Origin of the sequence: Rhodococcus sp. HM1 (assembly GCF_023218075.1) — a bacterium.
Lineage (GTDB): Bacteria > Actinomycetota > Actinomycetes > Mycobacteriales > Mycobacteriaceae > Rhodococcus.
Map to the genome: position 1 here is coordinate 1 of NZ_JALPTB010000087.1, position 23,217 is coordinate 23,217.

Sequence of the window (23,217 nt, forward strand, 5' to 3'; positions counted from 1 at the left end):
GGGATCGAGGGGCGGTTTTCGGTGGGCCACTGGACGATTGTGCCGCGCGCGGGGCAGGGATCCGGTGGATTCGGCCCGATCGTCGTGGCATTCGACTGGCGTCAACGAGTCCTTGACCAGCCTGTGGCGTCAACCTATCGTTGACGTATGACGACACCTCGACTGGACGACCTCATCGACGGCATCCGCACCGGCTACCCGGATCAGCCCCTGGATCAACTCACCGCCGCCGTGCTGGCCGCGGAACACATGAGCGAGATCGCCGACCATCTGATCGGCCACTTCGTGGACCAGGCCCGCCGCAGCGGCGCCTCCTGGACCGAGATCGGACGTTGCATGGGCGTGACCAAGCAGGCCGCGCAGCAGCGCTTCACCCCCAAGGCCGATGCGAACATGTTCGCCCGGTTCACCCCGCGTGCCCGCACGGCGATCGTGCGGTCCCAGGAGGAGGCGCGCGCCGCACACCTGACGGAGATCGGGGCCGCGCACCTGCTGCTCGGCCTGACCACGGACCCCGACAGCCTCGCGATGCGCGCCCTCGCCGAGCAGGGCGCCGACGCCGCGGCGATCAGGGCCGCTGCCGAGGCGACGGTGCCCGCCGGCGATCCCGACACCGAGCTCCCCAGCCTGATCCCCTACGACGGGGCATCGAAGAAGATTATCGAGCTCACCGTGCGGGAGGCGCTGCGCCTGGGCCACAACTACGTCGGCACCGAGCATCTGCTGCTCGCCCTGCTCGCTCCCGAGAGCCCGACCTCCGAACTGCTCGGTGGCCTCGGGATCACCACCGAGGCCACCGAGTCGTACGTGATCGCCGCGCTCGCGGAACTCGAGAGATAACGCTCGCGCTGTGCCCGTGAAGTAGCGTGCGCTACTGGGGGTTCCCGGCGATGTTCACCATCCACGGAACACCGAACCGGTCCGTGCACATGCCGAAGGTGTCCCCCCACGGCGCCTTGGCCAGGGGCATCGCGACGGTGCCGCCGTCGGACAACTTGTCCCAGTAGCCGCGCAGTTCTCCCTCGTCGTCTCCGCTGAGGGAGATCGAGAAGTTGCTCCCCTCCTTCAGTTCCATCGCGTTCGGGGTGTCGGCCCCCATCAGCACCAGGCCGTGGGGGGCGACCAGCTGCGCGTGCATCACCTTCTCCTGCTCCTCCGGCAGGTCACTGGCGTGGAAGTCGCCGAACGTGCTCACGGTCAGTTCGCCACCGAAGACGTCTCGGTAGAACTCCATCGCCTGCCTGGCGTTGTCGCGGAAGCTGATATACGGATTGAGCTGGGTACCCATCGAACGACCTCCTGATCGACGTGCGTCGGTTCGTGACGTCACCCGATTGTTCTCGCCGTCACCGGCTCGCGGGCGGGAATCCCCTCAGCCGGCGGCGACCTCCGCGGTCGAGCGCGCAGGAACGAGGCGACGGTGGCGCGGCAGCACGAGCGGGTGCGCCACGCTCCAGGCGGCGCCCGCGCACACGAACTCCTTGATCCAGGCTCCGGCCCGGCCGGTGACGGCGGTGGACGTCGCCCGGTCGTCCGGGGTCACCCGCTGGATGATTCCGTCGTGCCGGCCCAGGCTGATGCACTGCAACGTGTAGCCCATGGTGGTTTCGGGGACCGCGCGGCCGGTCAGGCGGGCGGCGAGTGCGTCCGCGGCCGCCCACGCCATCGGGATTCCCGACGCGCAGGACATGCGCAGGGGCTTGCCCCCGGCTCCCTCGGCGAGCGCTGCGTCACCGATGGCGCAGACGTCCGGATGCGACACCGAGCGCATCGTGCGGTCCACCACGATCCGGCCCGTGTCGGACACCGTCAGGGTGGTGGCGGCGGCGATCGGGTGGACCGCGAATCCCGCCGTCCACACCGTCACGTCGGCCGGGATCGTGTCTTCTGCCCCGGAATCCGCTGTGCGGACGGCGATTTCGTGTGCGTCGACGCGGGTGACGTCGGTGCGCTCGTGGACGGTGATGCCGAACCGGTCGAGAGCCGCGCGCAGGTGGCGTTGCGCCTTGTCGCTCAGCCAGCCTCCGACACGCTCGCGGGCGACGAGTGCGACGGCGAGGTCGCGGTGGGATTCGGCGATCTCGGTGGCGGTTTCGATGGCGGTCAGGCCGCCGCCGACGACGAGGACCCGCGCGCCGGGGTGCAGGTCGGCGAGTCGCGCCCGCAGGCGCAGTGCCGCCCCCTTGCCCGCGACGTTGTAGGAATGCTCGGCGGCGCCGGGGACGCCGTGATCGGCGACCGCGCTGCCGAGGGCGTAGACGAGGCTGTCGTAGGTGAGGGTCGTGGCTCCGTCGGGGCCGGTCAGGTCGACGGTGCGGCGGTCCACGTCGAGGGCGGTGACGCGCGCGGTCAGGACGCGGACGCCGTGGCGCCCGACGATGTCGTCGAGTACTCGCCGCGGCAGGTCCTGTCCGCTGGCGAGCTGGTGCATGCGCACGCGTTCGACGAAGTCGGGGTCGGCGTTGACCAGGGTGATGTCGACGTCGTGGTCGAGCCGCCGGGCGAGGCGGCCGGCGGCGTTGGCTCCGGCGTATCCGGCTCCGAGGACGACGATGCGGTGCTTCATGACGTGCTCCTTCCGATGTGGTTCACCTCCTGAACCGGATAGGGGCACGATCCCTGACAGATCGAAGTGCGATCTGCGTCACCATCGATCGATGAGCGGTTCGTGCGGGCCGGTCTCCGCCCAGCTCCGGGTGATCCGGTCGAGCTTGTCGGGATTGACCTGGATGGTCAGGCCGGCGACCTGCCCGTCGGTCACGTCGAGGCAGAAGACCCCGACCACGCGGCCGTCCACCTCGACGAGCACGGCGGGCCCGCCGTTGACGGCGGCGGCGTACACCGCCGGGCTGCCGCCGATGACGGCGCGTTTGGCTTCGGTCGGGTGGAACAGCCCGCGCAGGTACTTGGCGATCGCGACCGCACCGGTGACCGGGCCCCGGCGGGCCGGAACGCGGCCGCCGCCGTCGGCGACGCTGACGGCATCGGCGGTGAGCATCGCGACCAGCGGCTGGGTGTCGCCGCTCAGGGCCGCGGCGACGAACTGTTCGGTGATCTTCGAGGCGGCGGCCGCGTCCACGTCGGCGCGGACCCGGTCGGCGGCGATGTGCTGCCGGGCGCGGCGATGGATCTGCTGGCAGTTCGATTCGGTGAGCCCGAGGATGCCGGCGATCTCGCGGTGCGGAAACCCGAACGCCTCGCGCAGCACGTACACGACGCGTTCGTTCGGGGAGAGCCGTTCGAGCAGCGTGAGCATCGCCATGGACACGGTGTCCTTCTGCTCGGTACTGTCGGCGGGGCCGAGCATCCGGTCGCCGGCGAGCAGCGGCTCCGGAAGCCACTGTCCGACATAGGTTTCCCGCCGGGCCCGCGCGGAGGTGAGCTGGTTGAGGCAGAGGTTGGTGAGCACCTTCGTCAGCCACGCCTCGGGGCTCTCGATGTGGTCGTGGTCGACGGCGTGCCAGCGCAGATACGTGTCCTGGACCGCGTCCTCGGCGTCACCGGCCGATCCCAGCAGCCGGTAGGCGATCGCCTCCAGCCGTCCCCGGGAACGCTCGAACACTTCGGCATCGCTGCCCACGGTCGACATCACCCCATGATCGACGAGGCCGGGTGCGACGTCCAGCGGTCGCGTTTCTCCCCCCGCCCTTTCCGAGTCGTCCCGCCCCTTTCCCGAGCGAACGGTACATTCGGTCGATCCAAGGAGACGAACGGTACATTCGCTCGGAGAAACCGGGGGCCCGGAAACGAGTCAGGCCCCGGATTCTCGGAAGAATCCGGGGCCTGCCCCTACTGCCTGTCGGGCTGACAGGATTTGAACCTGCGACCACTTGACCCCCAGTCAAGTGCGCTACCAAGCTGCGCCACAGCCCGTCCGCGCTCTCGTCGAGCGCTCGTTGAGATTACAACAGTGACGGACCGAAGCACCAATCGCCTGGTCAGAAGGTCTTTTCGGCTGCGGAGATCTACTTGCGGACGCGCTTTTCCCGCACCCGCACCGAGATCCGCACCGGGCTGCCGTCGAAGCCGAACTCCTCCCGCAACCGGCGCTCGAGGAACCGGCGGTAGCCGGCCTCGAGGAACCCGGTGGTGAACAGCACGAACGTCGGGGGCCGGGTGGCCGCCTGGGTGGCGAACAGCACCCGCGGCAACCGGCCGCCGCGCATCGGCGGCGGCGTCGCGGCGACGACCTCTTTGAGCCACGTGTTGAGCCGGCCCGTGGAGATGCGCTTGTCCCACGATTCGAGCGCCGTCTCCATCGCCGGCACCAGCTTCTGCACGGCCCGGCCGGTCTTGGCGGAGATGTTCACCCGCGCCGCCCACGGCACCCGCAGCAGGTCCCGTTCGATCTCGCGGCCCAGTTCGTAGCGGCGGTCCTCGTCGACGAGGTCCCACTTGTTGAACGCGATCACCAGGGCGCGACCGGATTCGACGACCATCGTGATGACCCGCTGATCCTGCTCGGTGATCGGCTGCGAGGCGTCGATCAGCAGCACCGCGACCTCGGCGGCGTCAATCGCGCCGCGCGTGCGCAGCGACGCGTAGAACTCGGCGCCGGACGCGCTGTTGACGCGCTTGCGAAGGCCGGCGGTGTCGACGAACCGCCACGGCTTGCCGCCGAGTTCGACGATCGAGTCCACCGGGTCGACGGTGGTGCCGGCGACGTCGTGTACGACGGACCGTTCGTCCCCGGACAGCTTGTTGATCAGGCTGGACTTGCCGACGTTCGGCTTGCCGACCAGCGCGACGCGCCGCGGCCCGCCGCCGCCGGTGCCTTCCCGCGGGGTTGCCGGCAGCGCCTCGAGCAGCACGTCGAGCAGGTCACCCGTGCCGCGGCCGTGGGTGGCCGAGACGGTGTGCGGCTCGCCGAGGCCGAGCGACCACAACGCGGCCGCCTCGGCTTCGACGCGGTCGTCGTCGACCTTGTTGGCGACGAGGATGACCGGGGTCTTGGAGCGGCGCAGCACCTTCGCGACGGCCTCGTCGACGGAGGTCGCGCCGACGGTGGCGTCGACGACCACGAGGATCGCGTCGGCGGTGCGCATCGCCACCTCGGCCTGCCGGGCCACGGACTGCTGCAGTCCCTTGGCGTCGGGTTCCCACCCGCCGGTGTCCTGCACCATGAACCGCCGGCCGTTCCAGCTGGCCTCGTAGGAGACGCGGTCGCGGGTCACGCCCGGCACGTCCTCGACGACCGCTTCGCGGCGGCCGATGATGCGGTTGACCAGGGTGGACTTGCCGACGTTGGGGCGTCCGACGACCGCGACGGTGGGAACCGGCACGAACTCCTCGAGGTCGCCGCCCTCCCCGAACTCGATGTCCCAGTCGGATTCCTCGGACCAGGTGCCGTCGCCGGCGAATTCGATGGTCGTGTCGTCGCTCACAGCGCCGCTCCCGTCTGTTCGGCGACCACCGCGACCAGCGCGGCGATCACCTCGTCGATGTTCATGTCGCTCGTGTCCACGTGCACGGCGTCGTCGGCCGCGCGCAGCGGGGACACCGCCCGGGTGGAGTCGAGGTGGTCGCGGCGTTGCACGGCGGCCAGCACCGCGTCGTAGTCGTCGCCGCGACCTTCCGCGATGTTCTGGGCGTTGCGCCGGTGCGCGCGGGCCGCGGCGGAGGCGGTCAGATAGATCTTGACGTCCGCGTCCGGGAACACGACGGTGCCGATGTCGCGGCCTTCGACGACGATGCGCTCGGCGTCGCGGCCGATCTGCCGTTGCGCGGCCACGAGCATCTCCCGCACCTGCGGGACCGCGGACACGGCGGACACGGCGGCGGTGACCTCGGCGCCGCGGATCTCGCCGCGCACGTCCTGGCCGTCGAGGCGGATGTCCTCGACCGTCGGGTCGGTGCCGATCGACCAGGGCAGATCGACGGTGGCGGCGGCGATGGCGTCCGGGTCGGTCAGGTCGGTGCCGCGGCGCAGCGCGTGCAGCGTCGCGAGCCGGTACATCGCGCCGGTGTCGAGATAGGCGGCGCCCAAGTGCTCGGCGAGCCGTTTGGAGACGGTGGACTTGCCGGTGCCGGACGGCCCGTCCATCGCGACGATCAGCGCGGTCACAGGCCCACCGCCTGGTACAGGCCGCCGACTTCCTTGCGGCCGAGGACGCGGAGGGTGCCGGGCCGCTGGTCGCCGAGCGCGACGGGGCCGATGTCGGTGCGCACGAGCCGCACCACCGGGTGCCCGACGGCGTCGAGCAGGCGGCGCACGATGTGCTTGCGGCCCTCGTGCAGCTCCAGCCGCACCAGGGACTGGCCCTCGTTGACCTGGAGCAGCGCGAAGCTGTCGACCTTGGCGGGACCGTCCTCGAGTTCGACGCCGGCGCGCAGCTGCTTGCCGACGCCGCGGGCGAGCACCCCCTTGACGGTGGCGAGGTAGGTCTTGGTGACCTCGAAGGAGGGGTGCATCAGCCGGTGGGCGAGTTCGCCGTCGTTGGTGAGCAGCAGCAGGCCCTCGGTGTCGGCGTCGAGCCGGCCGACGTGGAACAGGCGCTGACCGGCGGCGACGCGTTCGGAGACGATGTCGCCGACGCAGGGGCGGCCCAGGTCGTCGGACATGGTGGACTGCCAGCCGCGGGGCTTGTTCAGGACCAGGTGCACGAGGTCCTTCTTGACGACGACGCGGATGCCGTCGACGCGGATGACGGTGTTCTCGGGGTCGACGCGCAGCCCCTGCGAGGTGACGATGTTGCCGTCGACCTCGACGCGGCCGGCGGCGATGAGTTCCTCGGCGGCGCGGCGGGAGGCGACCCCGGCCTGGGCGAGCACCTTCTGCAGGCGCACGCCCTCACCGGCGGGCAGCTGGGTGGGCGCGGCGGAGCTGTGCTGGTGCCGGGCGGGCTTGGCGTTGCTGATGGTGGGGATCGGGTCGGGACGCTTGGCGGTCGGTTTCGGGGCGGCGGGCCGGCCTCGCTTGTTCAGCTTGGTCTGCGGGGTGCCGCCCTTGCGGTGCGCCTTCTTCGGGGCCTCCGACCGGCCCGAGGCCTGTGCCCTGGACGAACCCGGGGTCTTGCCCGAGCGGGAGGTGTTCTTCTTGCGGTCCGGTGTGCCATCACGGCGAGCGGGTGTATTCAAGATTTTCCTGTCAGTTGTCTGGCTCGAACTCCGCGATCGAGACGTCCTCGGTGCGCGAGTTCCCTCCCATTCTCGCAAATCGCGGGTCCGACTCGAGGCTCTCGGAGATGTCATCGATCACATCCACGTCCGGGACCAGCGGCGCGACGGGCGGCAGATCCTGCAGGGACGCCACCCCGAGACGCTCCAGGAACAGCTCGGTGGTGACGTAGAGGGTGCCGCCGGTCTCCGGGTCGGTGCCGGCCTCGGCGATCAGGTCGCGGGCGAGCAGGGTGCGCATCACCCCGTCGACGTTGACGCCGCGCACCGCGCTGACGCGGCTGCGGGTCACCGGCTGCCGGTAGGCGACGACGGCGAGGGTTTCCAGCGCGGCCCGGGTCAGTTTGGTGCGGGCTCCGCCCTGCAGGAGCTTCTCCACGTACGGCGCGTAGTCCCGGCGGGTGTAGAACCGCCAGCCGTCCCCGGCGTAGCGCAGGTCGATACCGGAGCCGCGCGCGGTCAGCTGCGCGGCCATCTCCAGCAGCGCGGATTCGACGCGGGTGGCGGTGACACCGATCGCGGCGGCGAGCTGCTCGTTCGAGGCGGGGGTGTCGACGACGAGAAGCAGCGCCTCGAGGGCGGCGGCGAGCTCGTCGTCGGACATGTCGAGTAATTCGGCGTCGAGGTTCGGTTCCGCATCGAGATTCGGATCGGCTGTGATATCCCTGTCCGCGTTCTCGGTCATCGGGTCTTCGGCGCAGATACTTCCCTGTCGGCGGGGGAACTGAAGCGCCGTCCTCCTTTCGTGGGTTGTGGTCGTGTCGAACAAACCTGTCGGTGGGCCCGGATACGGTGCCGGGCATGGGGGTTGAGGTGGTGCGCTACAGCTTTCGGCTGCGGCCGGGGTGACTGCCGAACGTGCCCTCGTGGAGGAATGGCACCGCTGCCGGTTCCTGTGGAACGAAGCGGTACACCAACACAAGTCCGGCGCCAAGCCTACGTTCGCGAAACTCGGCAAGATGCTGACCGAGGCGCGCAAGCGGTCGTCCTGGTTGCGGGAGGGGTCGCAAGTTGCGCAGCAACAGACGCTGCGCACGTATGCCCAAGCGCTCGAGGCATCGTTCCGGATCAAGGGACGCGGTCGTCCGCGATACAAGGCACGGAAGAAGACGTTGCCATCGCTCCAGTACACCCGCCGCGGTTTCACGCTGCGGCACGGCCGGTTGGTGCTGGCAAAGGGCGTCAGTATTCCGGTGGTGTGGTCGCGGGACTTGCCATCGCCCCCGTCGAGTGTGCGCATCGTCCAGGACTCGTTGGGACACTGGTACGCCTCGTTCGTAGTGAGCCGCGCAACACTCCCAGCACCAGCAGCGCCGGAGGGTTCGGCGATCGGCATCGACTGGGGCGTCGCGCAAACCGCCACCACCACCGATGAGAAGTTCGATCTGCCGCACCCGGAACACCGCAAACGCTGTGCAGCGGAGTTGGCGAAAGCTCAGAGGACGATGGCCCGGCACCGTCGCGGAAAAGGAAGGACGCCATCGAAGGGCTACCGGCGCGCCCGGCGGCGGGTGGCGAAGATTCAGAAGAAGGCGGCACGCCGGAATGAAGAAGCTGCGCGTGTGTGGGCGACCCGAGTGGTCGACGAGCATGCGTTGATCGCGGTGGAGGATTTCCGCCCGCGGTTTCTGGCGAAGTCGTCGATGGCACGCAAGGCCGCGGATGCGGCGATCGCCAGGGTGAAGCGGGTGTTGATCGAGCGGGGCAGGCGGGCCGGCCGGAGGGTGGTGATTGTCCGGCCCGCGTACACGACCATGACGTGTTCGAGGTGTTTCGCGAGAGCCAAGCAGCGCCTCGGACTCGACGAACGAATTTTCCGGTGCGAGACATGCGGCTACAGCGCATGCCGCGACCGGAACGCTGCCAGAGTGATTCTGACTGTGGCGGAGCGTGGCCACACCGGTGTCGACGACGGAAGTCAAGCGTGATCACCTCGGATGGGTGGTGCGGTTGCGGTCCGAGCCGGAAATCCCCTGTCTCCGGGCAGGAGAGGCGTTAACCGTAATCCTCCTCGAAGTTCACGGCGGCGTCGTCGTTCTCGCCGGTCCAGGTGATGAGCAGCTCGCCGAGCGGTTCCGGCTGGTCGAACTGGACGGCGCGTTCGCGGTACAGCTCGAGCAGCGCGAGGAACCGGGCGACGATCTGCAGGCCGCTCTCGCATTCGGCGGTCAGCTCCCCGAATCCGGTCCAGGTGCCGGCGCCGCGGGCGCGCAGCAGCTCGAGCAGCCGGGCGGCCTGCTCGGGGACCGACACCTTCGGCACGTGCAGGTGATCGAGCCCGACCGTCGGTGGCGGTTTGGGGCGGAAGGCTGCGGCGGCGATCTCCGCGAACATGTGGGGGTCAACGCCGAGGGTGACCTCCGGCAGCAGTCCCTCGTAGCGTTCCTCGAGGGACACCGCCCGCGGGTAGCGGCGCAGCGCGGCGGATTCGAGGGCGGCGAACAGTTCCGCGACCTGCTTGTAGGCGCGGTATTGCAGCAGCCGCGCGAACAGCAGGTCGCGGGCCTCGAGCAGCGCCAGGTCCTCGGGGTCCTCGACCTCCCCGGACGGCAGCAGCCGCGCGGCCTTCAGATCGAGCAGGGTCGCGGCGACGACGAGGAATTCGGTGGTCTGGTCGAGTCCCGCCTCCGGGCCGAGGGTGCGGGTGTAGGCGATGAATTCGTCGGTGACCTCGTGCAACGCGACCTCGGTGACGTCGAGGCGGCGTTGCGAGATGAGGTTGAGCAGCAGATCGAAGGGGCCCTCGAAGTTGCGGAGCCGGACCCGGAATCCGCCGGTGTCGGGTTCGTCGACGGGGGTGGCGTCGGGCAGCAGGATGTCGTCGGGCACGGATCAGCGGCCGGAGCGGTGAATGACTTCGCGGGCGAGCGCCCGGTAGGACTCGGCGCCACCGGATTTCGGGGCCCAGGTGGTGATCGGTTCGCCGGCGACGCTGGTCTCGGGGAACTTGACGGTGCGGTTGACGACGCTGTCGTAGACGAGGTCGCCGAAGACCTCCACGACGCGGGACATCACCTCCCGCGCGTGCAGGGTGCGGGCGTCGAACATGGTGACCACGATGCCACCCACGGACAGCCGCGGGTTGAGCCGGTCGCGGACCTTGGCGACGGTGTCGTTGAGCAGGGCCAGCCCGCGCAGGCTGAAGAACTCGCATTCCATCGGGATGATCACCGAATCGGCGCAGGCCAGGGCGTTGACGGTGAGCAGCCCGAGCGACGGCTGGCAGTCGACGAGCACGTAGTCGTAGCGGTCGAGCACCGGGTGGAGGGCGCGACCGAGGGCCTGTTCGCGGCCGACCTCGGAGACGAGCTGGATCTCGGCGGCGGACAGGTCGATGTTGCTGGGCAGCAGGTCCAGTCCCTCGACGCGGGTGCGCATGAGCACCTCGTCGACGCCGACGCGCGGTTCGACGAGCAGGTTGTGGACGGTCAGGTCCAGGTCGTGGTGGGCGACGCCGAGTCCGGCGGACAGCGCACCCTGCGGGTCCAGGTCGACGAGCAGTACCCGGCGCCCGTATTCGGCGAGGGACGCCCCGAGGTTGATGGTCGAGGTGGTCTTGCCGACCCCGCCCTTCTGGTTGCACATCGCGATGATCTTGGCGGGCCCGTGGACGGCCAGCGGCGGCGGTTCCGGGATGTGCCGGCGCGGGCGGCCGGTCGGTCCGAGATCCATGTCGGCTGCAGAGGCCACCGGCCGCGCGTCGTGCGAGGTCGACGCGGGCGGAGCCGGGTAGGTCGTGTCCGTTGCGGGTGAGTGTGGTGTCCCCACGGTCCGGTCCTCCCCCTGTTCGGCGTCACTGATCTGTTGCCCAAACGCTACCGCTTCGGCCCCGGGTTCCGTGGACGGACACGCGTCCCGGGCGTGGTGCTCAGCGGGCCCGCGGATGCGCACCGGCCCACACCTCCCGCAGCGCCCCGACGGTGACGAGCGTGTAGATCTGGGTGGTGGTAACCGAGGCGTGACCGAGCAGTTCCTGCACGACGCGCACGTCGGCGCCGCCGTCGAGCAGGTGGGTGGCGAACGAGTGCCGCAGGGTGTGCGGGGAGACGGCGGCGGTGATCCCGGCGCGTTCGGCGGCGGTCTGCAGGACCTGCCAGGCGCTCTGCCGGGACAGGCGGCCGCCGCGGGCGTTGAGGAACAGCGCCGGGGTGCGCCCCTGGGACAGGCCGGGCCGGCCGCGCACCAGGTAGGCGTCGAGCGCGGCGAGGGCGGGCCGACCGACCGGGACCACGCGTTGCCGGCCGCCCTTGCCGCGCAGCAGCACCGAGCGGGCCTCGGTGTCGATGTCGTCGACGTCGAGGCCGACGGCTTCGGAGATGCGGGCGCCGGTCGAGTACAGCAGTTCGAGCAGCGCCCGGTCGCGCAGGCCGCGGGGCCCGTCGGATTCGGTGCCGGTCGCGTCGAGGATCGCCAGTACCTCGTCGACGGTCAGCGATTTCGGCAGCCGCCGGCCCGGCGGGGGTGGTTTCACGGCCCGCGCCACGTCGACGGGGGTGTGCCCCTCGGCGGTCGTGAACCGGTGCAGCCCGCGGACCGCGATGAGCGCGCGGGCCGCGGAGCCGGCGGCGAGGGCGGGCCGGTTGCGGTCCGGATCGCCGCGCTGCAGCACGATCACGAAGTCGCCGATGTGGTCCTCGCGGACCTCGGTGAGGTCGTCGACGCCGCGGTCGGTGAGGTACTCCTGGTAGCGGGCCAGGTCCCGGCGGTAGGAGGCGATCGTGTTCGCTGCGGCGCCGCGTTCGACGGTGAGGTGGTTCAGGTACGCGTCGATGTGGCGGGACAGCACCGGGTCAGTTCCCGAGCTCGGCGCGAGTCCGCGCGAAGGCCTGCGGCCGGTCCGGCCATGCGGTGTCCGGGGAGCGCGGCGGCAGGCCGGCGCTGCGGGTCGCGGCCAGCGCGAGGATGCCGGACACGGCGGTGGCGTTGACGATGTCCCCGCGCAGCACCATCGCCACGGCCTCGTCTACCGGGACGAAATGCAGTTCGAGGTCCGCTTCCTCGTGTTCGGGATCGGGCCGGTCGACGGGATACAGGTCCCGGGCGGCGAACACCCGGACCGCCTCGTCGGTGAATCCCGGCGACAGGGCGATGTCGACGAGCAGGTCCCAGCGGTGGGCGGCGAACCCGGTCTCCTCGGCCAGTTCCCGGCGGGCCGCGTCGAGCGGGGATTCACCGGGGGCGTCGAGGAGACCGGCGGGCAGTTCCCACAGCCGGTGGCCGAGCGGATGCCGGTACTGGTGCACCAGCGCGAGGCGGTCCCGGTCGTCGACCGCGGCGACCGCGACGGCCCCGTGGTGTTCGACGACTTCCCGCTGCACGGCGTGCCCGTCCGGCATCCGCACCTCGTCCACGCGCAGCGACACGATCGCGCCGGTGTAGACGCGCCGTGACGACAGGGTCTCGAACTCGTGTCGCTGCGCCACGGATTAGTCGACCTCGGCGGCGGCCGGTTCGGTGACCTCGGGAGCCTCGGTGTTCTCGTCGCCGTGCACGTCCACCGGCAGCCGTTCGGCGGCCTTGTACCGCAGCGCCGCGGCGATCAGGCCCGAGAACAGCGGGTGCGGGCGGGTCGGGCGGCTCTTGAGCTCCGGATGCGCCTGGGTCGCAACGAAGTACGGGTGCACGTCGGCGGGGTACTCGACGAACTCGACGAGCCGGCCGTCCGGGGAGGTGCCGGAGAACTGCAGACCGGACTCGGCGACGCGGTCGCGGTAGGCGTTGTTGACCTCGTAGCGGTGCCGGTGCCGTTCGGAGACCCGCTCGGTGCCGTAGGCCTTCGCGACGACCGACCCCTTGGTGAGCACCGCGGGGTAGGCGCCGAGCCGCATGGTGCCGCCCAGATCGGCCTCACCGGCGACGATCTGCTCCTGGTCGGCCATCGTGGAGATCACCGGGTGGGTGGTGTCCGGGTCGAATTCGGTGCTGGACGCATCGGTGATGCCCACCGACCGGGCCGCCTCGATCACGACGCACTGCAGGCCCAGGCACAGGCCGAGCAGCGGGATCTTGCGGGTCCGGGCGAACCGGATCGCGCCGAGCTTGCCCTCGATGCCGCGGATACCGAAGCCGCCGGGGATCAGCACGGCGTCGACGTCACCGAGATGACGTTCCGCGCCGGCCTCGGTCTCGCACTCGTCCGAGGCGACCCAGCTGATCTCGACCTTCGCGCGGTGCGCGAAACCACCGGCGCGCAGCGCCTCGGTGACCGACAGGTAGGCGTCGGGCAGGTCGATGTACTTGCCGACCAGCGCCACCTTCACGGTTTCGCGGGGGTTGTGGACCCGGTCGAGCAGGTCGCCCCACACGGTCCAGTCCACGTCCCGGAACGGCAGGCCGAGCTGACGCACCACGTAGGCGTCGAGGCCCTCGCTGTGCAGCACCTTCGGGATGTCGTAGATGGAGGGGGCGTCCGGGGTGGAGATGCAGCCGTCGACGTCGACGTCGCACATCAGGGCGATCTTCGCCTTGAGCGCGTCGGGCACGTCCCGGTCGCAGCGCAGGATCAGCGCATCGGGCTGGATACCGATGTTGCGCAGCGCCGCCACCGAATGCTGCGTGGGCTTGGTCTTCAGTTCCCCGGACGGGCCCAGGTACGGCACGAGGCTCACGTGCAGGAAGAAGCAGTTGTCGCGGCCGATGTCGTGGCGCACCTGGCGGGCCGCCTCCAGGAACGGCTGGGATTCGATGTCGCCGACGGTGCCGCCGATCTCGGTGATCACCACGTCCGGGACGTTGCCCTCGGCGTCGGGGGCCGCCATCGCCTTGATGCGGTTCTTGATCTCGTCGGTGATGTGCGGGATCACCTGGACGGTGTCGCCGAGGTATTCGCCGCGCCGCTCCTTGGCGATGACCGTCGAGTACACCTGGCCGGTGGTGACGTTCGCGTCGGCGGACAGGTCGCGGTCGAGGAACCGTTCGTAGTGCCCGACGTCCAGGTCGGTTTCGGCGCCGTCCTCGGTGACGAACACCTCGCCGTGCTGGAACGGGTTCATGGTGCCGGGGTCGACGTTGAGGTACGGGTCCAGCTTCTGCATGGTCACGCGCATACCGCGCGCGGTGAGCAGAGCACCCAGGCTCGATGCGGTCAGCCCCTTGCCGAGCGAGGATGCGACGCCCCCGCTGACGAAGATGTGCTTGGTAGCGGTACGCGAGTGGCGTGACTGTGGCAAAGAAGCTCCCGTGACGTCTGGTGCAGGACTTCGGACTGATGGCGGTACTGCTGGGGCCTGCGGACCCACGGAACCCCACCGTAACACCTGCCGGCGCGATACCGTGCACGACTCGCACGCATCCGTGCCGACGTCACATTTCGGCGGCCGCGGCCGGGCGGTTGCCCGCGGTCAGCGGGCCGCCGACCCGACCGTGACAGCACCCGCGCCGGGTCCGGTGCCGTAGCGTCCGGCGCCCCCGGCGAGCTGTTCCTGCAATGCCAGCACGGTGGTGATCCGGCCGGCTTCCCGGTCGAGGTTGTCGACGGTGGACAGGCCCGCCGACAGTGCCGTGTCGGCCCGGACCACCGCCAGCGGGCCGTTGCCGGTGGCCGCGCCGGGCCGGCCGGCGAGCACGGTGCCGGCGCCGCGGGTGTCGAAGATCGCGGCGAACCGCGCGAGCAGCGCCCCGCGGTTGCCGCTGCCCTCTTCCCCGCCGCTGCCGTCCCCGGTGACGACGATCGCCGCCTGGGCCGGCTCGACCGTGCCGTCCTCGAAGGACACGAAGCCGGCGCTGCGCAGCGTGGTCAGCGCCAGCGTCCGTTCCTCGGGGGTGCTGCGCGGCTGCCCGGTGCCCGGGTCCACGAGCAGCACCGCGCCGAGCAGATCCCCGGCGAGGCTGCCCTGGTCCACGGCGCCGGTCTGCAGCTGCACCCCGGCGGGCACGACGTTGGTGACGGTGGTGCGCAGCAGGTCCGCACCGGCCGCGTCGACGAACGACTCGGTCAGCGACACCCTCCCGGTGACGGCCGCTCCGGCGGCCTCCACGGTGGCGACGACGGCGTCGAGATCGGCCGGGTCGGCGTCCGGCCCGGCGACCATCAGCACCGTGCGGCCGGCGAGCGTGTCGCGCACGACCCGCCCGGCGACCGCGGCGTCGAAGCCGTCCGCGGCGTTGAGCCGCTCGGTGAGCACACTGTTGCGGTCCTGTTCGGCCTGCAACTCGTCGCGCATCCGGGCCTTGTCGTCGCGCAGCCCGGACACCAGGCTGCTCGACAGCAGCCCGGAGCCGAGCACGATCCCCACCGCCAGTGCCAGGAAGATCGCCGCGATGGACACGGCGTGCTGGCGCAGAGAGATCACGCGCGCAGCCCCCGCACCCACTCGACGAGGTCGTCCCACAGCTGCACCGCCCAGTCGACGACCTCACCGCCGAGGTTGGAGACGATGAGCGCGGCGATCACGGCGATCAGCGCGGCGAACACGAGCAGGGCGATCACGCCGCCGGAGACCCGGCTGCGGTAGAGCGTGGCGACGGCCTTCGCGTCGACCAGTTTCGGCCCGACCTTCAGGCGGGTCATGAACGCCGACGGGTTGGTGTCGCGGCGTCCCTGGTCGAAGAACTCGTCGAGGGAGACGGTGCTGCCGACGGTGACGATCAGCGCGGCACCGTGGTGGTCGGCGAGCAGCAGCGCCAGATCGGCCGGGGCGCCGGCCGCCGGGAACGTCATCGCGCCGATCCCGAGGTCCTGGATGCGTTCGAGGCCGGGGGCGTGCCCGTCCGGGTCGGCGGGCAGCACCACCTCGGCGCCGGACTTGAGGGTCTCGGTGCCGATCTGCTCGGGATCGCCGACGATGAGATCGGGCCGGTAGCCGGCCTTGGTGAGGGTGTCCGCGCCGGCACCGACACCGATGAGGATCGGCGAGTACTCCTTGATGAACGGCTTGAGGTCCTTGAGGTCCTGCACGTGATCGGGCCCGTCCGCGACGACCACGACGTGCCGGTCCTGCAGGTCCACGTCGATGTCGGGCACCCCGACGCCGTCGATGAGCAGCGGGCTCTCCGACCGGATGAATTCGATGGTGTTGCCGGAGAAGGCTTCGAGATGGTCGACGAGTCCGGTCTTCGCCTCGATCATGCGATCGGAGATCTCCGCCTCGGTCTGCTCCTCCCCCTGGATGAGCAGCCGTTCCCCGGCGTAGACCCCGCCCTCGTACAGCCGGATCTTCGCGCCGTCCTTGACCTTCTTGAACAGCTCGGTGCCGGTGTTGTCCACCAGCGCGACCCCGCTGGCGACGAGCACCTCCGGGCCGAGGTTCGGGTAACGGCCGGTGATCGACGGTGACGCGTTGACCACGGCCGTGACCCCCGCCTCGACGAGGGCGTCGGCGGTGACGCGGTCCAGATCGACCGCGTCGAGGACGACGATGTCGCCGGGACCGACCCGGCGCAGCAGCTTCGCGGTGTTCTTGTCGACCCGGGCAATGCCGCTCACTCCGGGCAACGTTTCGTTATTGCGTGACAGCAGAGCCGGCATCTTCATGGCATCGATGATGAACCCGGGTCGCGGCACGGTAACGGAGGCGCGCCGAACGGACGACACGCGAGCCGCGGTTACGGACCGCTCGGCACGTTCCGGGGTCGCGGGTCAGCTCTGCCGTTCGGCGTGGGCCATCGCGAGCAGTTCCTCGGCGTGCGCGCGCCCGGTCTCGGTGTCGTCCAGACCCGCCAGCATCCGCGCCAGCTCGGCGACCCGTTCGGTCTCGTCGAGGGTGCGCACCCCGCTGCTGACCACCCCGCCGGCGTCGTCGACCTTGTCGACGACCAGGTGCGTGTCGGCGAACGCCGCGACCTGCGGCAGGTGGGTGACGACGATGACCTGATGGGTGCGCGACAGCCGGGCCAGCCGCCGCCCGATCTCGACCGCGGCCCGGCCCCCGACCCCGGCGTCCACCTCGTCGAACACCATGGTGGCGCCGCGTTCGGAGGCGGCGAGCACCACCTCGAGCGCGAGCATCACCCGGGACAGTTCGCCGCCGGATGCGCTGCGCGCCAACGGCAGCGACTGGGCGCCGCTGTGCGCGGCGAGCCGGAATTCGACCTCGTCGGTCCCCGATTCCCCGGCGTGCAGAACCCGGTCGCCGATCGTCAGCGGCGCCGCGTCCTTCTCGGCGGCCTCCCGGTCGCGGACCTGCACGTCCAGGGTCGCCCGGCCCATGGCCAGGCCGGACAGTTCCTTGCTGACGGCCTTCGCGAGCCGGGCCGCGGCCTTGTGCCGGGCCGCGGACAGGGCCTGCGCGGCCTCGGCGGTCGCGGCGGCGGCGGACTCCACGGTCGCGGCGAGTTCGGCCAGCGCGTCGGCGGACACGTCGATCTTCGACAGCCGGGCGCGGGCCTCCTCGGCCCAGGCGAGCACCCCGTCGGTGTCGGCGGCGTACTTGCGGGTCAGGGCCTTGAGTTCGGATTGGCGGTTGAGCAGGGTGTCGAGGGAGCCGGGATCCGACGGCAGGTCGGCGAGGTAGCCGGACAGGTCGCCGGCGACGTCGGTGACCACCGCCATCGCCTCGACCAGGCGCGGACCCAGCTCGCGCAGGGCCGGATCGTCCGCGCCTTCGACGCGGGCACGCGCCTCCCCGAGCAGATCCAGGGCGGCCGCCGCCCCGTCCCCGTCGCCGGCGTCGCCGCCGGTCAGGACGGCGTGCGCGGCCTCCGCGGCCTCCCGCAGCGAATCCAGGTCGCCGAGGCGGCGCACCTCCGCCACGATCCGGACGTCCTCGCCGGGTTGCGGGTCGACCCGCTCGATCTCGTCCAGACCGAACTGCAGCCGGTCCGCCTCCTGCGCGAGTTCCCGCGACCGTTCGGTGCGCTCGAGCAGCTCGGCGCGCGCGGCCAGCCACTTGCTCCGGTGCTGCTGATAGGCGGCGAGCAGCGGCAGCACCGCCTTGCCGGCGAACCGGTCGAGGGCGGCGCGCTGCTGGTCCGGGCGCAGCAGCCGGAGCTGGTCGTTCTGGCCGTGCACCGTCAACAGCGGGTCGGTGAACTCGGCGAGCACCCCTACCGGGACACTGCGGCCGCCCAGATGGGCGCGGGAACGCCCGTCCCGGCCGACCGTGCGCACCGCGATGATGCTGCCGTCCTCGTCCCGTTCGGCTCCGGCCGCCTCGAGCAGCCGGGCGATCTCCCGTTCGACGTGACTGGGCAGCGCGCCCGCGGTCTCGTCGGTGTCCACGGCGAAGCGGCCCTCGACGACGGCGCGCTCGGCCCCGACCCGCACCCGGGCCGGGTCGGCGCGGGAGCCGGACAGCAGGTGCAGGCTGGTGACCACCATCGTCTTGCCCGCGCCCGTCTCGCCGGTCAGCACCGTGAAACCGTCGTGGAACTGGGCGCTCGCCTCGGAGATGACACCCAGGTTGTCGATCCGAATCTCAGCGAGCACGTCAGAGTTTCCTTCCTCGCCAGCCCTTCACCGGAAGTTCGAACTTGCGGACCATCCGGTCCGCGAACGGCGCCGAGTCCAAACGCACCCAGCGGACCGGATGCTTGCCGCGCACCACCTCGACGCGGCCCCCGGCCGGCAGTTCCAGGGTGCGGCGACCGTCGCAGAACACGAGACCGTCGTGGCTGCCGCGCAACGTCTCCACCGCGATGAGCGACTCGGGGCTCGTCACCAGCGGGCGCGCGAACAGGGCGTGCGCGTTGCTCGGAATCACCAGCAGCGCTTCGAGTTCCGGCCACACGATCGGTCCGCCGGCCGAGAACGCGTAGGCGGTCGATCCGGTCGGGCTGGCGACGAGAACGCCGTCGCACCCGAACGACGACACCGGCCGTCCGTCGACCTCGAGCACCACTTCCAGCACCCCGAGCCGCGACTTGTTCTCGACGCTCGCCTCGTTCAGCGCCCACCCACGATCGACGATCTCGTCGTCCACCCGGATCATCACGTCGAGCGTCATGCGGTGCTCGATCCGGTATTCGCGCCGCACGACCTGCGCGAGCGCCTCCTCGAGGTGCTCGGCCTCGGCTTCGGCGAGGAACCCGATCCGGCCCAGATTGATGCCGAGCACCGGGACCGCCGCGTACTGCGCCAGTTCCGCGGCCCGCAGGAAGCTGCCGTCCCCGCCGAGCACGATCACCATCTCGCAGCCGACCGCCGCGTCCGGTCCGGATTCGACGATGCGGATCTGCCCGTCCGGGGCGGCGAGCGCCCCGAGGCCGGTGCTGTCGGCTTCCTCGGCGAGGACCCGCAGCCCGATTCCCGCCTCGCCGAAGATCGCCGCGACGCGTTGCGCCGTTTCGGCGATCTCGCCGCGCCCGGAATGCGACACGAGCAGGATGTCCCGGCGCGGCACGGTGGCCGTGTCACCGGTTGCTGTGGTCACTGGGGTCCTTCCTGCACCGCACGTTCGACGAGTTCGATCACCGACGGCTCGAGTTCCGTCGGGCCGGGCTCACCGGCCCGCAACCACAGGAAGTACTCGACATTGCCGGAGGGACCGGGCAGCGGGCTCGCCACCGCGCCGATCGTGCGCAGGCCGAGGACGTGGGCTTCGCGGGCGACGTCGAGCACCGCTTCGGTCCGCAACGCCGGATCCCGTACGACACCGCCACTGCCCACGCGTTCCTTCCCCACCTCGAACTGCGGTTTGACCATCGGCAGCAGGTCGGCTCCCGGGGCGACGCAGCGCACGAACGCCGGCAGCACCAGCTTCAGCGAGATGAACGACAGGTCCGCCACCACCAGCTCGACCGGGCCGCCGATCTGCTCGGCGTCGATATTACGCACGTTTGTTCGATCGAACACGTGGACGCGGTCGTCGGACTGCAGCCGCCACACGAGCTGGCCGTATCCGACGTCCACCGCGGCGACCTCCCGGGCACCCTCGTGCAGCAGCACATCGGTGAATCCGCCGGTGGATGCGCCCGCGTCGAGGCAGCGGCGTCCGGTGACCTTCAGCCCCTGCGGCGCGAACGCCTCCAGCGCCCCGAGCAGTTTGTGTGCCCCGCGTGAGGCCCAGGACACCTCGTCGGTGACCTCGGTGACCAGCAGCGGTGTGCCCGGCTCGACGGCGGTCGCCGGTTTGGTGGCAACGGTGCCGGCGATCAGCACCCGGCCCGCCGCGATCAGTTCGCTGGCGTGTTCGCGTGAGCGGGCCAGCCCGCGCCGCACCAGTTCCGCATCGACCCGTGCCCGGCGTGCCACGTCAGACCTTGTCCACGGTCGCGAGGGCCTGCACCAGCACGTCGTGGGCCTGCTCGAGCAGCTGGGCCTGGCGCGAGATCGCGACGGCCCGGTCGTGGCCGTCCCCGGCGGCCGCGTCCCGGGCACGGGTCAGCAGCCCGTCCACCTCGGCGTGGATCCGGTCCGGTTCGATACCCGGCTGGGCGCCGGGGAGATGCTGGCCTGGGCGTGGAATCGACGTGCTCATCGCTGACCACGCTAGTGCATCACCGACCCACCGGACACGCGGCACGACCGGATCAGGCACCCGCGCTCCACGCCTCGATCGAGGAGCGGGCCGCGTCGTTCACCCCGACCACACGTTCGAAGTCCGGGTTCGCCCACGCCACCGGAAGCACGGTCCGCAGCGCCGCCATCGGGTCGACCGGCCCGGCCGCCTCGAGCCGCAGGTCTCGGCCGTCGACGGTCGCGGTCCACGCCCCGACGGCGCCGACGCGCAACGCCCCGGCCTCGACGTCGAGGCAGCTCAGCGAGTCCGCGACATAGGTGGGCCGCTGCCGCGCCGGAGCCCGCAGCAGCTCCGCGACGGTGCTCACCCCGGTGAGCACCAGCAGCGAATCGGCGCCGACGGCGACCGCACCTTCGATGTCGGTGTCCAGCCGGTCACCGACGACGAGCGGACGGCCCGCGGCGCTGCGGGCGATGGCGTGCTCGAGCAGCGGCGCGGCGGGCTTGCCCGCCACCACCGGTTCCGCGCCGGTGGCCGACCGCACCGCGGCGACCATCGACCCGTTGCCCAGCACCAGGCCCCGTTCGGTCGGCAGCGTGGAGTCGACGTTCGTCGCCACCCACAGCGCGCCGGCCCGGATCGCGAGGGTTGCCTCGGCGAGGATCGGCCAGCCGGTGTCCGGGGAATGCCCCTGCACGACGGCGACCGGCCGCTCGTCCGCGGACCGCACCGGCCTCAGGCCGACGTGGGTGATCTCCTCGGACAGCGCCTCGGTCCCCACGACGAGGACCGCGGCACCGGCGGGGACACGTTCGGCGAGCACACGTGCGGCGGACTGCGAACTGGTCACCACCGTCGACTCGTCGGCGGAAAAGCCCAGGTCGCGCAGGTGTGCGGCGACGTCAGCGGGTCGGCGGCTGGCGTTGTTGGTGACGTAGAACAGCCGGTCGTCACCACCGGTCAGCGCCTCCACCGCCCCGGGGACGGGATCGGCGCCGCGGTAGACGGTGCCGTCGAGGTCGAGCAGCAGCACGTCGTACGCCGACCGCAGCGTACCCGCCGCGGTCCGGGCGTCGGCGGGTGCAGATGCTCGATCGGTCACAGATCCTCGCCGGTCAGTTCCGCCACCCGCTCCTCGGCGTCGGTTTCGCCGTCGAGGTCGGCGGCGGCCGCGTTGAGGAACCACTTGACGCCGTCCTTCGTGCGACCGGCTGCCACCAGCGCGTCCGCGTAGGCGTAGAACAGGCGTGCGGCGGCGGTCCCGGTCCGGGACTCGTCGAGATCCGGAGTCTGCAAGGTGACGACGGCCTGATCGTATTGGCCGAGGTCCATGCGGGCACCGGCCACGACGATGCGCAGCTCGCTGGCCTCGTCCCCGGTCAGGGCACGGGCTTCCTCGCTGCGGCCGAGTTCGATGGCACGCTCCGGCCGGCCGAGTCCGCGTTCGCAGTCGGCCATCACCGCCAGCAGGCCGGGACCGCCCGACATGCGGCGGGCAGCGCGCAGCTCGGACAGGGCCTCGGCCCATTCACCGGCGTGATAGGCGGTGATGCCCGCGGCCTCGCGGACCACGGCGATGCGACCGGCACGCTGTCGTGCCGCCCGGGCATGTGCGAGCGCGAGCCGCGGATCGTCGTCGATGAGCTTGCCTGCCATCACCAGGTGCCGGGCGACGGTGTTCGCGTTCGACTTGTCCAGGCTCAGCAGGTCGCGACGGATCGTCGGATCCAGCTCCGAGGCTTCGACATCGTCCGGCAGATCCGGCTCGTCCGGTCGGGCATCGCGACGCTGCGGGGGCACGCCTTCGCGACCGCGGCCGGGTCCGAAACCGCCCTCGCCGCCGCGACGACGGGCGCCGCCGTCGCGCCGATCCGGGCCGTGACCTCGGCTGTCGCGGGCACCACGATCGTCGCGGGGTCCGCGGTCGCGTCCCTCGCCTCCACGGCGGTCGTCGCGTCCGCGCTCACCACGGGCGTGCTCGGGCCGCTCACCGCGGGGCCGGTCACCGAAGCCGCCGCGCCGGTCGTCACGGCGCTCGTCGCCGTAACCACCCCGACGCTCGTCACGTCCGCGATCACCACGGCCGTGCTCGGGTCGCTCACCGCGGGGCCGGTCGCCGTAGCCGCCCCGGCGGTCGTCGCGACCGCGGTCGCCGCGGCCCTGGTCGGAACGTTCACCCCGGGGCCGGTCGCCGAAGCCACCGCGCCGATCGTCACGACGCTCGTCGCCGTAGCGGTTCGGACGGTCGCCACCCCGGCCCTGACGGTTGTCTCCGGTTCCGCCCTGACGGCGATCACCCCGGTCGTCGCGACGACGGTCTCCGCCCTGACGTGCATCGTCTCCGCGGTAGGACGGACGGCCCTCACCGCTGCGGCCGTACCGTCCGCGCTCACCCTCGCCCTGCCGGCGATCGCCGGAAGAAGGACCCTGCCGGCGGTCGCCGAAGGACGAGCTCTGCCGGCGATCGTCGCTGCGACCGGAACGGTTCTCGTCCCGGCGCCGGTCCTGATTGTCGTCGCGTCCCGACCGCGGGGTGGATCCTCCGCCCCGGAAGGATCGACGCTCACCGCTGTTGTCGGACACAGAAAAATCCTTTCACGAAAAAACACGAAAGGGGACCCAGTGAGTGGGTCCCCTTTCGGTAACGGGTGTTCGGCGGTGTCCTACTCTCCCACACCCTGTCGAGTGCAGTACCATCGGCGCAGACAGGCTTAGCTTCCGGGTTCGGAATGGGACCGGGCGTTTCCCTGTCGCTATGGCCGCC

General features: G+C 71.1%; 22 protein-coding genes, 1 tRNA gene and 1 rRNA gene. 2 read left to right on the forward strand and 22 right to left on the reverse strand.

What is annotated here, in order from left to right; translation table 11 throughout:
- Nucleotides 1-147: 147 nt before the first annotated feature.
- On the forward strand, nt 148-840 hold the full coding sequence (locus M1M07_RS28585) for a Clp protease N-terminal domain-containing protein (RefSeq protein WP_197250255.1): 693 nt from the start codon (nt 148-150) through the stop codon (nt 838-840).
- Nucleotides 841-871: 31 nt separating this feature from the next.
- Here M1M07_RS28585 and M1M07_RS28590 read toward each other — a convergent pair whose 3' ends face one another.
- From M1M07_RS28590 to scpB, 8 genes are all read right to left on the reverse strand, one after another.
- Nucleotides 872-1,288, reverse strand: coding sequence for a VOC family protein (locus tag M1M07_RS28590; RefSeq protein WP_197250254.1), 417 nt, complete (start codon nt 1,286-1,288; stop codon nt 872-874).
- Between the two features lie 84 nt (nt 1,289-1,372).
- Nucleotides 1,373-2,566 carry an NAD(P)/FAD-dependent oxidoreductase gene (locus tag M1M07_RS28595; RefSeq protein WP_197250253.1) on the reverse strand — a complete coding sequence of 398 codons (1,194 nt, stop codon included), beginning with the start codon at nt 2,564-2,566 and terminating at the stop codon, nt 1,373-1,375.
- 78 nt (nt 2,567-2,644) lie between these two features.
- On the reverse strand, nt 2,645-3,589 hold the full coding sequence (locus M1M07_RS28600) for an RNA polymerase sigma-70 factor (RefSeq protein ID WP_248676325.1): 945 nt from the start codon (nt 3,587-3,589) through the stop codon (nt 2,645-2,647).
- A 210-nt stretch (nt 3,590-3,799) separates the two neighbouring features.
- Nucleotides 3,800-3,873 (reverse strand) — tRNA-Pro (locus M1M07_RS28605).
- A gap of 92 nt (nt 3,874-3,965) precedes the next feature.
- Nucleotides 3,966-5,384, reverse strand: coding sequence for a ribosome biogenesis GTPase Der (gene der / locus M1M07_RS28610; RefSeq protein ID WP_248676326.1), 1,419 nt, complete (start codon nt 5,382-5,384; stop codon nt 3,966-3,968).
- Nucleotides 5,381-6,043, reverse strand: a complete 663-nt coding sequence (gene cmk / locus M1M07_RS28615) for a (d)CMP kinase (protein ID WP_248676334.1) — start codon at nt 6,041-6,043, stop codon at nt 5,381-5,383. The genes der and cmk overlap by 4 nt, the downstream gene beginning before the upstream one ends.
- Nucleotides 6,044-6,060: 17 nt before the next feature.
- Nucleotides 6,061-7,077: a pseudouridine synthase gene (locus tag M1M07_RS28620; RefSeq protein ID WP_248676327.1), complete on the reverse strand. Its 1,017-nt coding sequence runs from the start codon at nt 7,075-7,077 to the stop codon at nt 6,061-6,063.
- Between the two features lie 10 nt (nt 7,078-7,087).
- Nucleotides 7,088-7,720, reverse strand: coding sequence for an SMC-Scp complex subunit ScpB (gene scpB / locus M1M07_RS28625; RefSeq protein WP_248676335.1), 633 nt, complete (start codon nt 7,718-7,720; stop codon nt 7,088-7,090).
- Nucleotides 7,721-7,982: 262 nt separating this feature from the next.
- On the opposite strand from scpB, the gene M1M07_RS28630 reads away from it, so the two are divergent.
- Nucleotides 7,983-9,044 carry a transposase gene (locus M1M07_RS28630; RefSeq protein ID WP_248676328.1) on the forward strand — a complete coding sequence of 354 codons (1,062 nt, stop codon included), beginning with the start codon at nt 7,983-7,985 and terminating at the stop codon, nt 9,042-9,044.
- Between the two features lie 67 nt (nt 9,045-9,111).
- Here M1M07_RS28630 and M1M07_RS28635 read toward each other — a convergent pair whose 3' ends face one another.
- The 14 genes from M1M07_RS28635 to rrf all read right to left on the reverse strand — a co-directional run.
- Nucleotides 9,112-9,945 (reverse strand): segregation/condensation protein A, encoded by an 834-nt coding sequence (locus M1M07_RS28635; RefSeq protein WP_197250247.1) that lies wholly within the window; start codon nt 9,943-9,945, stop codon nt 9,112-9,114.
- A gap of 3 nt (nt 9,946-9,948) precedes the next feature.
- Nucleotides 9,949-10,884: a ParA family protein gene (locus M1M07_RS28640; protein WP_248676329.1), complete on the reverse strand. Its 936-nt coding sequence runs from the start codon at nt 10,882-10,884 to the stop codon at nt 9,949-9,951.
- A gap of 100 nt (nt 10,885-10,984) precedes the next feature.
- On the reverse strand, nt 10,985-11,902 hold the full coding sequence (gene xerD, locus M1M07_RS28645) for a site-specific tyrosine recombinase XerD (protein ID WP_197250246.1): 918 nt from the start codon (nt 11,900-11,902) through the stop codon (nt 10,985-10,987).
- Between the two features lie 4 nt (nt 11,903-11,906).
- Nucleotides 11,907-12,539 carry an NUDIX hydrolase gene (locus M1M07_RS28650; RefSeq protein ID WP_248676330.1) on the reverse strand — a complete coding sequence of 211 codons (633 nt, stop codon included), beginning with the start codon at nt 12,537-12,539 and terminating at the stop codon, nt 11,907-11,909.
- 3 nt (nt 12,540-12,542) lie between these two features.
- On the reverse strand, nt 12,543-14,285 hold the full coding sequence (locus tag M1M07_RS28655; protein WP_197251817.1) for a CTP synthase: 1,743 nt from the start codon (nt 14,283-14,285) through the stop codon (nt 12,543-12,545).
- Nucleotides 14,286-14,456: 171 nt separating this feature from the next.
- The gene (locus M1M07_RS28660) at nt 14,457-15,407 is read right to left on the reverse strand and encodes a copper transporter (RefSeq protein WP_197251818.1); all 951 of its coding nucleotides are present in this window, start codon (nt 15,405-15,407) and stop codon (nt 14,457-14,459) included.
- Nucleotides 15,404-16,588: a putative cytokinetic ring protein SteA gene (gene steA, locus M1M07_RS28665; protein ID WP_197251819.1), complete on the reverse strand. Its 1,185-nt coding sequence runs from the start codon at nt 16,586-16,588 to the stop codon at nt 15,404-15,406. Before steA ends, M1M07_RS28660 begins: the two co-directional genes overlap by 4 nt.
- A gap of 105 nt (nt 16,589-16,693) precedes the next feature.
- A complete protein-coding gene (recN, locus tag M1M07_RS28670; RefSeq protein ID WP_197251820.1) occupies nt 16,694-18,481 on the reverse strand; it encodes a DNA repair protein RecN in 1,788 nt (595 codons plus the stop codon).
- A gap of 1 nt (nt 18,482) precedes the next feature.
- Nucleotides 18,483-19,424, reverse strand: coding sequence for an NAD kinase (locus tag M1M07_RS28675; protein WP_248676331.1), 942 nt, complete (start codon nt 19,422-19,424; stop codon nt 18,483-18,485).
- Nucleotides 19,421-20,245, reverse strand: a complete 825-nt coding sequence (locus tag M1M07_RS28680) for a TlyA family RNA methyltransferase (RefSeq protein ID WP_197251821.1) — start codon at nt 20,243-20,245, stop codon at nt 19,421-19,423. Before M1M07_RS28680 ends, M1M07_RS28675 begins: the two co-directional genes overlap by 4 nt.
- A 1-nt stretch (nt 20,246) precedes the next feature.
- Nucleotides 20,247-20,471: a hypothetical protein gene (locus tag M1M07_RS28685; protein WP_197251822.1), complete on the reverse strand. Its 225-nt coding sequence runs from the start codon at nt 20,469-20,471 to the stop codon at nt 20,247-20,249.
- A 52-nt stretch (nt 20,472-20,523) separates the two neighbouring features.
- The gene (locus M1M07_RS28690; RefSeq protein WP_248676332.1) at nt 20,524-21,555 is read right to left on the reverse strand and encodes an HAD-IIA family hydrolase; all 1,032 of its coding nucleotides are present in this window, start codon (nt 21,553-21,555) and stop codon (nt 20,524-20,526) included.
- On the reverse strand, nt 21,552-23,036 hold the full coding sequence (locus tag M1M07_RS33140) for a hypothetical protein (RefSeq protein WP_248676333.1): 1,485 nt from the start codon (nt 23,034-23,036) through the stop codon (nt 21,552-21,554). Before M1M07_RS33140 ends, M1M07_RS28690 begins: the two co-directional genes overlap by 4 nt.
- A 67-nt stretch (nt 23,037-23,103) precedes the next feature.
- Nucleotides 23,104-23,217: ribosomal RNA gene (gene rrf, locus M1M07_RS28700) — 5S ribosomal RNA — on the reverse strand; the annotation flags it as partial.

What these genes read in the sequence shown, in the direction of transcription:
- M1M07_RS28585 (WP_197250255.1), top strand. Translation starts at nt 148, where the DNA reads ATGACGACACCTCGACTGGACGACCTCATCGACGGCATCCGCACCGGC.
- M1M07_RS28590 (WP_197250254.1), bottom strand. Translation starts at nt 1,288, where the DNA reads ATGGGTACCCAGCTCAATCCGTATATCAGCTTCCGCGACAACGCCAGG.
- M1M07_RS28595 (WP_197250253.1), bottom strand. Translation starts at nt 2,566, where the DNA reads ATGAAGCACCGCATCGTCGTCCTCGGAGCCGGATACGCCGGAGCCAAC.
- M1M07_RS28600 (WP_248676325.1), bottom strand. Translation starts at nt 3,589, where the DNA reads ATGTCGACCGTGGGCAGCGATGCCGAAGTGTTCGAGCGTTCCCGGGGA.
- cmk (WP_248676334.1), bottom strand. Translation starts at nt 6,043, where the DNA reads ATGGACGGGCCGTCCGGCACCGGCAAGTCCACCGTCTCCAAACGGCTC.
- scpB (WP_248676335.1), bottom strand. Translation starts at nt 7,720, where the DNA reads ATGTCCGACGACGAGCTCGCCGCCGCCCTCGAGGCGCTGCTTCTCGTC.
- steA (WP_197251819.1), bottom strand. Translation starts at nt 16,588, where the DNA reads ATGAAGATGCCGGCTCTGCTGTCACGCAATAACGAAACGTTGCCCGGA.
- M1M07_RS28685 (WP_197251822.1), bottom strand. Translation starts at nt 20,471, where the DNA reads ATGAGCACGTCGATTCCACGCCCAGGCCAGCATCTCCCCGGCGCCCAG.